Below are 12,677 nucleotides of genomic sequence, written 5' to 3'. Positions count from 1 at the left end.
ACCATTTCAGGTCGCCGTGACGGAGCCGATTTTGGCTCAGTGCAAGGAGGGATGGCGTAGGTATATGTCGATATTCCAAGACATCTCGACGCAGCAATGGGCCAAAATCGGCCCGCCGCGGAGCGGTTGGGCCAGGCAGTCCGCTGGCCGCGTTGCGGCGCTTGCAGGGGCTACCAGCCCCTGCCGCGCGCCGCGCCTCGCCAGCGGACTGCCTGGCCCAATCACGGTGCCCTGAAATGGTCGAAAACCGCTCTAAATCGATGAGCCTGATCATCACGTCTCCGCTCCGAGGGTGGGCGACGACGCTGGACGATGTTCCCGATCCGGTCTTTGCCCAGCGGATGATGGGCGACGGGGTCGCGATCCAGCCGCTCGGCGATACCGTCGTCGCGCCGTTCGACGGCGAGGTGGTGACGCTGCACGATGCGGGTCACGCGGTCTCGCTGCGCAGCGCCGAGGGCGCCGAAGTGCTGATCCACATCGGGCTCGATACGGTGATGCTGAAGGGCGAAGGCTTTACGCCGCTCGTTGTCGCCGGCGACATGGTATCGCGCGGCGACCCGCTGATCCGTTTCGACCTCGATGCGGTCGCGCTCGCGGCGACGAGCCTGATCACCCCGGTGATCGTCACCAATGCCGAAGCCTTTGCAATCAGCCGCCGCACGACCGACGCCGCGATCGGCGCGTGCGAGGCGTTGATGACGCTCGTGCCCGTGCAAGCCGAAGCGCGCCGCCGGTCCGATGACGGGACGCTGGTCGAGCAGGCGGTGACGCTGTCGTTGCCGCATGGCATCCACGCGCGGCCCGCCGCGCGGATCGGCGAAGCGGCGCGCGGTTTCGAGGCCGACGTGCATCTGGTGAAGGGCGACAAGCGCGGCGATGCGCGGAGCACGGTCGCCTTGCTCGCGCTTGGCACAGCTTTCGGCGACGAAGTGGTCGTGCAGGCGCGCGGCGACGATGCCGAGGCGGCGCTCGCGGCAATCGTCGCCTTGCTCGCGACCGATATGGGTGAAGGCGCGCCCGCGGTCGTGGCTCCCCTGCCCGCCGCCGCGGCCAGTCCGCTGCGCGCGGGGCAGATCGGCGGCGTGATCGCCTCGCCCGGCCTTGCCATGGGCCCCGCCGCGCGGCTGCGGCAGACCGAAATTACCGTCGCGCGCGAGGGCAGCGGAGCTGCCGAGGAAAGCGCGGCGCTGCTCGCGGCGCGAAACGAAGTTCGGACGAGCATCGCCGTGCGCGCCGACGGGGCGAGCGGCAGCGTCGCGTCGGTGATGCAGGCGCATCTTGCGCTGATCGACGATCCCGAACTGCTCGCAGGCGCGGAGAGGCGCATCGCCGAGGGAGGCAGCGCCGGTTTCGCGTGGCGCGGCGCGATCCACGACCAGATCGACGCGATCCGCGCGACGGGCAATGCCCATTTGATCGAACGCATCGACGACCTGATCGACATCGAGCGACAGATGCTCGCGGCGCTGACCGGGACGGCGCTGGGCGGCGCGGACGTTCCGGCGGGCGCGATCGTGGTGGCCGGGGATCTGCTGCCGTCGCAGCTCGTGACGCTGGCCGCGGCGAAGCCCGCCGGCATCTGCCTCGCGCGCGGCGGCCCGACGTCGCACGTCGCGATCCTGTGCGCGGGGATGGGTCTGCCCGCGCTCGTCGCGATGGGCGATGCGCTCGACAGCATTGAGGATGGCGCGCCGCTGCTGCTCGACGCCGAACTGGGCCACGCGACGGTGGCGCCCTCGCCCGCCGACACCGAAACATTCGCCGCCCGGCTCGCCAAGCGCGACGCGCGGCGCGAAGCAGCGCAGGCGGCGGCGAAGGACGCCTGCCACAGCGCCGACGGCACGCGCATCGAAATCTTCGCCAATATCGGCAGCGTCGACGAAGCGCAGGCCGCCGCCGCGCAGGGCGCCGAGGGATCGGGGCTCGTGCGCAGCGAGTTCCTGTTCCTGGGGCGCGAGACCGCGCCGTCGGAAGATGAGCAGCACGCCGCCTATCATGGGATCGCCAATGCGCTCGCGGAGAGGCCGGTGATCGTCCGCCTGCTCGACATCGGCGGCGACAAGCCCGCCACCTATATCCCGATCGATACCGAGGAAAATCCGGCACTCGGCCAGCGCGGCATTCGCGTGGCGCTCGCGCGGCCCGACCTGCTCGAAACGCAGCTTCGCGCGATCCTGCGCGTCGAACCCGCCGGGCAATGCAAGATCATGATTCCGATGGTCGCCAGCGTTGACGAACTGCGGCAGGTGTGCGCGGTGGTCGAGCGGCTGCGCGGCGAGATGGGTGTAACGGCGCCGGTCGAGGTCGGCGTGATGGTCGAAACCCCCGCCGCGGCGATGACCGCCGACCTGCTCGCCGCCGAAGCCGACTTCCTTTCGATCGGCACCAACGACCTGACCCAATATGTGCTGGCGATGGACCGCGGCAATCCGGCGGTCGCCGCCGGGGTCGACGCGATGCACCCCGCGGTGCTGCGGATGATCGGTGAGACGTGCCGTCTCGCCGCCGTTCACGGGCGCTGGGTGGGCGTCTGCGGCGGCCTCGCGTCCGATCCCGCGGCGCTGCCGATCCTGATCGGGCTCGGCGTCACCGAATTGTCGGCAGTGCCGGGATTCGTCGCCGAAGCGAAACAGATCGTGCGCGGCCTGACTTTGGTCGAGGCGCGCGCGCATGCCGAACTCGCGCTGCAATGCAAGTCGGCGGCGGAGGTTCGCGCGCTCGCCCGCGCGTTCGAGGAGACACGTCGATGAGGAAGATTCTCGAAACGCTCCAGCCACTCGGCCGCGCGCTGATGCTGCCGATCGCGGTGCTGCCGATCGCGGGCCTGCTGTTGCGCATCGGCCAGCCCGACCTGCTCGACATCGCCTTCATCTCGGCGGCGGGCGCGGCGATCTTCGACAATCTCGGCATCCTCTTTGCGATCGGCGTTGCGGTCGGTTTCGCACGCGACGGCAATGGCGCCGCGGCGCTTGCGGGGGTCGTCTGCTATTTCGTCACGACGACCGGCGCGCAGACCTTCATGACCCCGCCCCCCGACATCGGCGCGGGACTTCCCGAAGCCGCGGCCGCCTTGACGGCAAAGCAATGGGCGGTCGGGCTGATCGACCGGCTCGAAGTCCCGGTCGGCATATTGTCGGGGCTGATCGGCGGGCATTTCTACAATCGTTTCGCGACGATCGCGCTCCCCGAATATCTCGCTTTCTTCGGCGGCCGCCGGTTCGTGCCGATCGCCAGCGGGGTCGCGGGGCTGCTGCTCGCGGCACTCATCGGCTACAGCTATGCGCATATCAGCGGCGCGATCGACACCGCAAGCCGCGCCGTCGTGGCCTCGGGCGAGATCGGGCTGTTCGTCTATGGCGCGCTCAACCGGCTGCTGATCGTCACCGGATTGCACCATATCATCAACAATGCCGCCTGGTTCGTCGTCGGCGACTTCGAAGGCGCGACGGGCGACCTTCGCCGTTTCTTCGCGGGCGACCCCGACGCGGGCGCGTTCATGTCGGGCTTTTTCCCGGTGATGATGTTCGGCCTGCCCGCCGCCTGCCTCGCCATGTATCACGAGGCGCGGCCCGAGCGGAAGAAGGCGGTCGGCGGCATGCTTTTCAGCCTTGCCTTCACCAGCTTCCTCACCGGCGTGACCGAGCCGATCGAGTTCACCTTCATGTTCGTCGCGCCGCTGCTCTACGCGATCCACGCGCTGCTGACGGGCGCGTCGATGGCGTTGATGAACGCGCTCGACGTGAAGCTCGGTTTCGGATTTTCGGCGGGGCTTTTCGACTATGTGCTCAATTTCAGCCTTGCAACGCGGCCCTGGCTGCTGCTGCCGATCGGCGCCGCTTATGCCCTGCTCTATTACGGCCTGTTCCGCTTCTTCATCCGCCGTTTCGACCTGACCACGCCGGGGCGCGAGCGCGGCGAGGTCGCCGAGGCCGCGACCGCATCGGCGGGCGGCGCACGCGGCGAAGCCTTCGTCGCGGCGCTCGGCGGCGCGGCCAACCTCGTCAGCGTCGATGCCTGCACCACGCGCCTGCGGCTGATCGTCGCCGACCAGAGCGCGGTCGACGACGCGGCGCTGTCGGCGCTCGGCGCGCGCGGCATCATCCGGCCGTCGGAGAATGCGGCGCAGGTCGTGCTGGGGCCGGTGGCCGATCTGGTCGCCGAGGAAATCCGCGGCGCGCTGGCCGGCGGCGGCGGTGCGGCCGCCCCACGGGCGGCGATCCGGCACAGCGGCGACCTGGACGACGCATCGGCACTGCCCGCCGACATAATCGGCGCGCTTGGCGGCGAGGCCAATGTCCGGGCGATCCGGGCGCTGCATGGGCGCTTCCGCGTCGAACTGGTCGACAGGGCGCGGATCGACGAAAACGGGCTGGCACGGCTGGAGCGCGGTTTCACGCGCCCGCAGCCCCACATCCTTCACATCTTGCGCGATTAGGACGGCGGTCTTCCCGCCGCTCGGCCTAATGCTCGCCGGGGCCATTCTCACAGAATAGCCCCGGCGAGCGACGGGGCATCATTCCCAATCGAGCGCGCCCTTTTTCCATTCGTAGACGAACCCGACCGTCAATATGCCGAGGAATACCATCATCGCGCCCCACGCTTCCCAGCCGAGGTCGAGCACGACGACCGCCCACGGAAAGAGGAAGGCGGCTTCCAGATCGAAAATGATGAAGAGGATCGCGACGAGATAGAAGCGGACGTCGAACGGCTTGCGCGACGCGTCGAACGCCGGGAAGCCGCATTCATATTCCGACAGTTTCTCGCTGTCCGGCGCGTGCGTTCCGGTGAAGCGCGAGAGGACGATGGGCAGGAAAACGAACAGGATCGACAGCAGCAGCGCCACGCCCAGAAAGATCAGGATCGGCAGATAGTCGAGCAGCACGCCCGATTGCGATCCGATGCTCGCGTGGGAAATGGATGCGGCGGACTTGGCGGGCATGGCGGCCTCCTTTGGGAGTCGCCGGGCCGTCCCGGACCTGATGCCGGCGCACCTGCGGGATGCGCCGGGGAGGACGTGGCCTCGCTTGTCGGGGTGCCCGCGCTCAGGCGGGCGACGACAGCTTCATCAGGATGAGGCCGCTGACGATCAGCAGCGCGGCGACGATCCGCATCGCGTTCGCCTGTTCGCCGAGGATGAAGATGCCGACGAGGAACGCGCCGACCGCGCCGATGCCGGTCCAGATCGTATAAGCGGTGCCGAGCGGGAGCGATTTCATCGACAGCGCGAGCAGCGCGAAACTCACGATCATCGCGGCGATGGTGATGGCGGTCGCGCCCGGGCGCGTGAAGCCTTCGGACTGCTTCATCGAAAAAGCCCACACGATTTCGAAAATTCCGGCGATCGTCAAATATATCCAGGCCATGGCAGCCTCCGTTTCAGAGCTGCCGGGCCGTCCCGGACTTGAGAACCCGCCTGGCGCGGGCGAGGACGTGGCCTCTGCTGGCGGCGTCTACCGCAATGGCCCCTAGCGCGCAATATCCTGTGCGGCGCTCGACGCGCGGTCCAGCGTCGAGCGCGCGAAGGGCGCAAAATCGCCGTGCAAGCCATGTTTGAGCGCCGCCAAAGCGAGGCCGTGCGTCGCCGTATCGGCGAGGTCCTTGCCGCTCCACAGGCCGTCGAGAACCCCCGCCGCGAAGGCATCGCCGGTCCCGACCCGGTCGATCACCGGCGTCACGAGGGTGGGCTCGCTCACGCCGCGGTCGTCGCGGGTATCGATGCGCGCGGTGATCCGGTGGACGTCGGGGCCGAGGATTTCGCGCGCGGTCGAGGCGATATGGTCGAGCGAAGGGAAATGGTCGAATAGCGCCAGCGCGGCCTCGCGCCGCCGGTCTTCGCCCTCGCCCGAAAATTCGCGGCCGAGAAGCAGCCCCGCGTCGCGATGATTGCCGAAAAGCAAGGTCGCCTGCGCGACGATCGGTTTCAGGATTGCCGCCGGATCGGGCTGCCAGCGCTCCCACAGACGGCCGCGCCAATTGCCGTCGAACGACACGCCGATCCCGGCCGCGCGGGCGCGTGTGACCGCTGCGAGCGTCGCGGCGGCGCTGTCGGGACCGAGCGCGGGGGTGACGCCCGAGACATGCAGCCAGTCGGCACCATCGAGCAACGCGTCCCAGTCCCAGTCCTCGGGGGCCGCCGTCGCGAAGGCCGAGCCGGCGCGGTCGTAAACGACCTCGGCGGGGCGCATCGGGCCGCCGGGGAGGTGATAATAGAGGCCCATGCGGCCCGCGGGTCGAAGCACCGACGCGGTATCGACGCCGTGGCGGCGCAGTTCGCCCATAACGCCGTCGCCGATCGGGCCTTCGGGAACCGCGCTGATCATCGCGGTAGCGCGACCGAGCGCGGCGAGCGCGACCGCGACATTGGCCTCGGCGCCGCCGGCATGCGCGCCGAAGCGCGCCGATTGCAGCGGCAACTCGCCCTCGGGAACCGAGACGCGCATGACGATTTCGCCGAAACAGGCGATGTGTCGGGGCGGAGCGATCATGCGATGAATCCGGTTTCCGCGGCGGCGACGCAGGCGATGGCGGCGACGGAGCCGAAACGCGCCGTCGCGGTCTGGCCGATCGCGATCGGGTGGACCCCGGTGATCGCGCCGGCGGAAATCCATTGCCCGGACTTGAGCTCGATGACGCCGCGGCGATGAAGGTCGGCGAGGAAATCGAGCGATCCCCACGGGCCGTCGAGTACGTCGATCGGGCGCCCGGTGCCGACCGCCACGCCGTCGATCCGCGTTTCGACCGCGAGCGTCGCGAAATCGTCGGGATCAAGCCGGGGGCCGAGCAGCAGGCCGTTGTTAATGCCGATGTCGGCAACGATTCCATAGGGGGCGTGATCGTGGACGTCGGGCGCGGGCGAGCTTGCGACCTCGAACCCCGCGCGGATCTCGTCGATCCAGCGGGCGCCGTCGTCCCCGGTCACGCGTCCATCGGGCACCGCGCGCAGACGCAGCATCACCTCGGATTCGATCGCGCCCGCGCCGCCGTCGAAGATCAGTGCTTCCCCCGGTCTGTCCCCGTCGAGTTCGGCGACGCGCAGCACCGGTCCAGCAACACGCTCGGCGCCGAGCGTTTCGACGAGCGCGGGCGGGATGCGCCCGACCTTCCAGCCGAGCACCGGCGCGCCGAGCGCGGCTGTCAGCCGCTGTTGCACATCATAGGCTTCGGCCAGCGTCGCGGGCACCGGCGCGGGAAAGGCGGGAAGCGCCTGCCCCGAAAGGCGCGCGGCCAGCAGCGCCGCGACCGGACCCGGCGCGTCAGGCATCAGGCGAGTTTTGCGCTCAGCAGATAACGCTGGCGGCTTTCGGCCGACTGGCGGCGCAGTTCGACCATCGCGCGCTCCTCGGTCTCGTCGAGCATCGATTCGAGCAGGCGGTTGAAATGGCGGCGCATCGCGAGCCGCGCGCCGGTCGCGTCGCGATTGCGCAGCGCGGCGACGACGTCGGCGTGCTCGGCCTGACGCGCCGCGCCGTCCTTGCGGCAGACGAGCGAATGGCTGCTCCGCACTTCGGGCAATTCCATGCGCATCCGCCACAGGCTCTCGATCACATGGATGATCGCCTTGTTGCTCGACGCGGCGGCGATCGTCATGTGAAACTCGCGGTCGATCGCGCTGATTTCTTCCTCGCTCTTGCTGTCGTCAGCCATCAGGGCGAGCAATTCGTCAAGCTTTTCGAGCGTTTCGCTCGAGATCGTCGGCGCCGCGAGCGCCGCGGCCTCGGCCTCGAACAGTGAGCGCGCCTCGGTCAGCTCGAACGCGCTGACCTTGGGCAGGATCGCATTGTCGCCGGGCAGGACCGCCTCGACATATGCACCCGCACCGGTGCGGATGTGAATCCACCCCGTCGCCTGCAGCGCGATCTCGGCCTCGCGGATCGTCACCCGGCTGACCTCGAACCGCTCGGACAGTTCGCGCTCGCCGGGCAGCCGCGTTCCCGGCGGATAGGTTCCATCGAGAATCAGGCGCCGGATCGTATCGGCGACATCCTCGAAAAGGCGGCGTTCGGCCATGTTCAATCATCTCCCCACATAGGCGTATGGGAGTCCATACAATCAGGTAGGACGAGTTTGAAGCCCATGACCGAACTTAGTTTCCGTTCCGCCTAAATCCGCGCCCGCAGGCCGACGAAATATTTGGCGCCATAGTAATGATACTGACGGCTGCTGCCATAGACCGGCATATAGGTCGCCTTGGGCTCGTTGAAGATGTTGAGCGCCTCGAAGCGCAGCGAAACGCCGGGCATCAGATCCATCGACGCGCGGAAATCGACGGTTTCGCTGGGGCCGACATAGCGCAGCTGGCTGTTGCCGCCGACGAAGTCCTGATAATATTTCGACCGGTAGTTATAGATCGCCTGCAGCGATACCGGGCCGATTTCGTAGTAGGCCTGCGCCGACAGCACATGCTTGGAATAGCCCGAGAGGCCGGCCGCGGGGATGATGCCCGGCGACACGGTGTCGGTTTCCGGATCATATTGGTCGCCGAGGTTGACGTCCTGATTTTCGAAATTGGAGTCGGCATAGTTATAGCTGACCTTCGCGCCGAGGCCGTCGAGCGGCTTGGGCAGGAAGCTGAAGCGCGTCGCGGCGGTGAGTTCGAGGCCGTAGATGCGCGACTTGTCGGGGCTGTTGCGCGTCTGCGTCACCGGCACGGTCACCGTCTGTCCGTCGATGACGAATTGCTCGTCGAACACCACCGGCTGGAAGCCGCCGTTGAACTGCTTGTAATAGACCGTCGCCGACAGGAGGCTGTCCTTGTTCGGATACCATTCGATTGCCGCGTCGGCGTTCCACGACATCAGCGGCTTCAGGCGCGGGCTGCCGTTGGCGCGGACGTTACCGATCGCTTCCTCGACCGAGGTGAAGTCGTCGGCGTCGATCTGGAAGGTGCGGCCGGCGCCAAGCGCGCTCGGCGCGGGGCGCGACATCGCGCGATAGCCCGCAACGCGCAGCAGCGTGTTCGGTGCGACTTCGAAGATCGCGTTGACGCTGGGCAGGATGCGGGTGTTGCTGCTCTTGATCGTCACCGTTTCGAAATCGCCGGTGGTGTCGAGGCGGATCGTGCCGTCGCCATTGTCGATGATGGTGAGTTCGCTGCGCAGGCCGTTCGAAGTGACGTCGGTCCTGACGACGCGCACGCCGATGTTGCCGCGCACCGGCATATTGCCGAGGTCGGCGTCGTAATCGGCCATGATATAGCCGGCGAGCGTGCGTTCGGTGACGTCGCGGTTTGCCGGCGAGCGTTTGTCCGCGAGCGCACCCGGGTCTTCGCTGCCCGTATATTCGCGGAACAGGCAATCGACGTCGAAGGTCGCCCAGCTGTTGATCGAATTGTCGTCGGCCGCCGACAGGAAGCCGGTCTGCGGGAAGGCCCGGTTGCGGCACAGATTGTTGATCCGGCGCTCTTCGTCGATGTCGGTGGTGAGATCGAAATCCTCGTTGCGCACGTCATAGTCGCGGAAGGTCATTTCGGACCAGCGGACGCCGGCCGACAGCTTGCTCAGGAAACCGTCCATTTCATATCCGGCGTCGAAGCGGCCGGCGATGATCTCGTTATGCCGGCGGCTCTGGTCGCGGCGGAAGCGCGCATCGTCCCAGAAGAGGTCGTGGTTGTTGAGATCGAAGCGCGGATCGATCGTGATCGTCGGGACGAAGCTGCCCGGCGTGATCTCGTAAGTATAGGGGATGCGCATGTTGTTGAAGACGGTGGTATCGCCGTTGAGATCCTTGGGATCGGTACGCAAACGGACATTGCGTTCGTCCTCGACGCGGATCGTGCGCGAATAGCTGCCGTCGACGGTCAGCGTCAGCCGGTCGCTCGGCTGCCATTCGACCGACAGGCCCCCGCCCAGATATTCCTCGGCGCGCGACAGTTCGGACCCGTTCGATTCGAGCGCGCTCTGTCCGCTCAAGCTCTGCACGATGCCGTTTTCGTCATAAACGACGTCGGTCAGGCTGCGACGCGCTTCGGACAGGTTGAGGTCGCGGCGGCTCTCGACGAAGGTGCGGTCGGAATATTGGACGTCGAGGTTGATGTTGAACTGGTCCGACGGCCGCCACTGGATCGCGCCGAAGATGGCATCGCGCTTGTCGACTTCGCTGATCTGGCGGAAAGTATAGGCGTTGGGGACGAGGTAGAAGGGATGGCCCTCGCCATATTCGTCGCGTTCAAACTCGTTGCAGTTGTTGTTGGCGACGGTGATGTCGGCCTGGCACGCGGTCCAGGTCGTCGATGCGGCGTAGGTTTCCTCGGGGTTGTTGGTGTCGTTGCGCTGGACGCCGATCGCGATGCCGATCGTGTCGTTCGCGAACTGGTCGACATAGCTCAGCGTGCCGCGCCAGCCGATTCCACCCGATCCACCGACGATGCGGTCCCCATAGGGGTTGTACTGCGCCTTGACCTCGCCCTGGATGCGGCGCTTGCCGAAATCGAGCGGGCGCAGCGTGCCGATCTCGATCGTGCCGGCGACGCCGCCCTCGACGAGGTCGGCCTGCTGGGTCTTGTAGATCTTGATATTGTTGACGAGTTCGGACGGGAACTGGTTGAAATTGACCGAGCGGTCGCCGCTGCCGTTGGTCGCGTCGCGGCCGTTGAACGTCGCGTTCGAAAGGAAGGGGCCGAGGCCGCGCAGCGCGATTTCGGAGGCATCGCCCTTTTCGCGGTGCGTCGTCGCGCCGGTGATCGTCTGGATCGCCTGACCGACCGACAGCGCGGGCAGGTCGCCGATATCGTCGGCCGACAGCGCATCGACGATCGCGGTTTCCTCGCGCTTGGTGTTGATCGAATTCTGGATCGTCTCGCGAATCCCGGTGACGACGATCGCGTCCTCTTCATCCTGCGCGGCGGGCGCTGCGGCGTCCTGCGCCATCGCGGGCATCGCGGCGACGAGCAGAGTCGTGCCGGCGCCAGCCAGAAGGGCGGCGCGGAGCGTGCGCGCGCGGAACTGATTACGAGAATTCACTTCGTCTCTCCCAAATATCGATTCTGTTATGACCAATGCTGTCGAACATCGCAGCATGATTGTCAACCACTGTGTATGGCAGATTGGTTAGTCCATTTTGCCATACATGTTTTGTCAGCGGACGAGCTGGCTCCGGAGCCCCGGCACCGCCCGGGCGAGCGCCTCGGTCACCAGCTTGGCGGTGACTTCGGCGCCGACGTTGCCGAGATGCGTATAGTCGAACTTGCGCGTCACCTGCCCACGCGCGCCGTCGCCCGTGATCGGCGGCGGCGGTGGCGGCGCCGGGCGCGCGGGCAGCGTCGTCCCGGCTTTCGCCGCCGCGAGTTCCTCGGGCGTCGGCGGGACCTGCGCGAGCTTGGTCGCCGTCTCGGCACCCATGTCCTGCGCCTGTGCCGCGCTGAGCGCGTTCAGATCGACGAGCGGCACGTCCATCGCCTTGGCCACGCCGCGGATCTGGTCCGACCAGCTCGCGAGCGTGTTGCGGAGCTTGCCGCCCTTGAACTCGCGCCGCGTCAGCGGGGTGACGAGCACCGGGATGGCGCCCGCCGCCCTCACCTCTTCGACGAAGCGGCGGAGGTTGGCGGGAAATTCGGTCGTCTCGTCGGTCCAGCGTTCGGATTTCGACGACTGGTCGTTGTGCGCGAACTGGATCAATACCCAGGTGCCGCGATAGCCCGGCACCTTCGCCTCGGCGAGCGCGATGTCCCAGCTGCCTTCCTGGCGATAGCTGCGCGTCGAACGCCCGCCGCGCCCCGCGTTGAGGCACGCGACCGACGATTTGACGTGGTGCGCGCAAAACGCCCCGCCCCAGCCGCTGTGCGGCGCCATCGTCGAATCGCCGACGAGGATGATCTTGTAGGGCTCGAGCGGCGGCGCGTCGGTGCGCTCGCGCGGCGCCGCCTGCGCCCCGCTCGCAAGCAGGGCACAGGCGGCCGAGGCGACAAGCCAGCGCGTCACGAGAAGCCCAGTCCGCCGTTGATGTCGAGGCAGACGCCGGCGAGGAAGCTCGCGGCAGGCGACGCGAGATAGACGATCGTGTCGGCGACCTCGTCGGGATGGCCTTCGCGGCGGAGCGGCGTGTTGTTCGCGGTCGCGGCACGGCCTTCGGGCTTCGAGAAGATGTCGTGGAAGCTGGTGCCGATCAGGCCCGGGCAGACCGCGTTGACGCGGATGCCCTGCGGGCCGAGTTCCTTCGCCATCGAACGCGTGTAGGTCATCAGCGCGCCCTTCGCGGTCGCATAGATCGAGGCGCCCGGACCGCCCCCGTCGCGACCGGCGAGCGACGAGACGTTCACCACCGCCGATCCTTCGCCGAGGAAGGGCTGCGACGCCTGGAGCACGAGGAAGGCCGATTTGAGGTTGAGCGTCATGACATGGTCGAAGAAGTCCTCGTCCATCTCGCTCAGCGTCTTGCGCGCGACCATGCCGCCCGCGAGGTTGACGAGGATGTCGAGCCGGCCGCTGAACGCGATGCCGACCTCTTCGAGCATCGCCTTGACCGCGCCGCTGTCGGTGACGTCGGCCTGAACCAGAAAGGCGTCGCCGCCCGCGTCCTTGATCGTCCGGAGCGTTTCCTCGGCGGCTTCGCGGCCGCTGTTGTAGTTGATCGCGACGCGGACGCCGGCGCGCGCGAGCGCGATCGAGACCGAGCGGCCGATGTCGCGGCCGCCGCCGGTGACGAGCGCGGTTTTGCCCTGGAGATTCATGTGGTGCATT

General features: G+C 67.5%; 10 protein-coding genes. 2 read left to right on the top strand and 8 right to left on the bottom strand.

The genetic code is table 11. The features are described 5' to 3' along the window. The first annotated feature begins 260 nt into the window (after positions 1-260). Both ptsP and nagE read left to right on the top strand, forming a co-directional pair. Positions 261-2,753 carry a phosphoenolpyruvate--protein phosphotransferase gene (ptsP, locus tag VFG17_RS18580; RefSeq protein WP_325030863.1) on the top strand — a complete coding sequence of 831 codons (2,493 nt, stop codon included), beginning with the start codon at positions 261-263 and terminating at the stop codon, positions 2,751-2,753. Further along, positions 2,750-4,438, top strand: coding sequence for an N-acetylglucosamine-specific PTS transporter subunit IIBC (nagE, locus tag VFG17_RS18575; RefSeq protein WP_325030862.1), 1,689 nt, complete (start codon positions 2,750-2,752; stop codon positions 4,436-4,438). Before ptsP ends, nagE begins: the two co-directional genes overlap by 4 nt. Before the next feature lie 78 nt (positions 4,439-4,516). Here nagE and VFG17_RS18570 read toward each other — a convergent pair whose 3' ends face one another. From VFG17_RS18570 to VFG17_RS18535, 8 genes are all read right to left on the bottom strand, one after another. Continuing rightward, the gene (locus VFG17_RS18570; RefSeq protein WP_414712972.1) at positions 4,517-4,942 is read right to left on the bottom strand and encodes an NADH-quinone oxidoreductase subunit A; all 426 of its coding nucleotides are present in this window, start codon (positions 4,940-4,942) and stop codon (positions 4,517-4,519) included. Positions 4,943-5,045: 103 nt separating this feature from the next. Further along, a complete protein-coding gene (locus VFG17_RS18565; protein WP_325030861.1) occupies positions 5,046-5,366 on the bottom strand; it encodes a multidrug efflux SMR transporter in 321 nt (106 codons plus the stop codon). 102 nt (positions 5,367-5,468) lie between these two features. Further along, complete coding sequence (locus VFG17_RS18560) at positions 5,469-6,488, bottom strand: sugar kinase (protein ID WP_325030860.1); 1,020 nt, start codon at positions 6,486-6,488, stop codon at positions 5,469-5,471. After that, the gene (locus VFG17_RS18555) at positions 6,485-7,264 is read right to left on the bottom strand and encodes a 2-keto-4-pentenoate hydratase (protein ID WP_325030859.1); all 780 of its coding nucleotides are present in this window, start codon (positions 7,262-7,264) and stop codon (positions 6,485-6,487) included. The genes VFG17_RS18560 and VFG17_RS18555 overlap by 4 nt, the downstream gene beginning before the upstream one ends. Continuing rightward, positions 7,264-8,010, bottom strand: coding sequence for a FadR/GntR family transcriptional regulator (locus VFG17_RS18550; protein WP_325030858.1), 747 nt, complete (start codon positions 8,008-8,010; stop codon positions 7,264-7,266). Before VFG17_RS18550 ends, VFG17_RS18555 begins: the two co-directional genes overlap by 1 nt. Positions 8,011-8,102: 92 nt before the next feature. Next, complete coding sequence (locus tag VFG17_RS18545) at positions 8,103-10,961, bottom strand: TonB-dependent receptor (RefSeq protein WP_325030857.1); 2,859 nt, start codon at positions 10,959-10,961, stop codon at positions 8,103-8,105. A gap of 114 nt (positions 10,962-11,075) precedes the next feature. Continuing rightward, positions 11,076-11,918, bottom strand: a complete 843-nt coding sequence (locus VFG17_RS18540; protein ID WP_325030856.1) for a rhamnogalacturonan acetylesterase — start codon at positions 11,916-11,918, stop codon at positions 11,076-11,078. Beyond that, complete coding sequence (locus tag VFG17_RS18535; protein WP_325030855.1) at positions 11,915-12,676, bottom strand: SDR family NAD(P)-dependent oxidoreductase; 762 nt, start codon at positions 12,674-12,676, stop codon at positions 11,915-11,917. The genes VFG17_RS18540 and VFG17_RS18535 overlap by 4 nt, the downstream gene beginning before the upstream one ends. Between the last annotated feature and the right edge of the window lies 1 nt (position 12,677).

Source organism: Sphingopyxis sp., assembly GCF_035686825.1.
In the GTDB taxonomy this organism is placed as follows: domain Bacteria; phylum Pseudomonadota; class Alphaproteobacteria; order Sphingomonadales; family Sphingomonadaceae; genus Sphingopyxis.
Note: the sequence above shows the minus strand (reverse complement) of the source record. Positions and strands in the feature narration are given on the sequence as shown.

Excerpts from the sequence above, each read along its gene's own strand:
- nagE (WP_325030862.1), top strand. The coding sequence starts at position 2,750 with ATGAGGAAGATTCTCGAAACGCTCCAGCCACTCGGCCGCGCGCTGATG.
- VFG17_RS18565 (WP_325030861.1), bottom strand. The coding sequence starts at position 5,366 with ATGGCCTGGATATATTTGACGATCGCCGGAATTTTCGAAATCGTGTGG.
- VFG17_RS18555 (WP_325030859.1), bottom strand. The coding sequence starts at position 7,264 with ATGCCTGACGCGCCGGGTCCGGTCGCGGCGCTGCTGGCCGCGCGCCTT.
- ptsP (WP_325030863.1), top strand. The coding sequence starts at position 261 with ATGAGCCTGATCATCACGTCTCCGCTCCGAGGGTGGGCGACGACGCTG.
- VFG17_RS18570 (WP_414712972.1), bottom strand. The coding sequence starts at position 4,942 with ATGCCCGCCAAGTCCGCCGCATCCATTTCCCACGCGAGCATCGGATCG.
- VFG17_RS18560 (WP_325030860.1), bottom strand. The coding sequence starts at position 6,488 with ATGATCGCTCCGCCCCGACACATCGCCTGTTTCGGCGAAATCGTCATG.
- VFG17_RS18550 (WP_325030858.1), bottom strand. The coding sequence starts at position 8,010 with ATGGCCGAACGCCGCCTTTTCGAGGATGTCGCCGATACGATCCGGCGC.
- VFG17_RS18535 (WP_325030855.1), bottom strand. The coding sequence starts at position 12,676 with ATGCACCACATGAATCTCCAGGGCAAAACCGCGCTCGTCACCGGCGGC.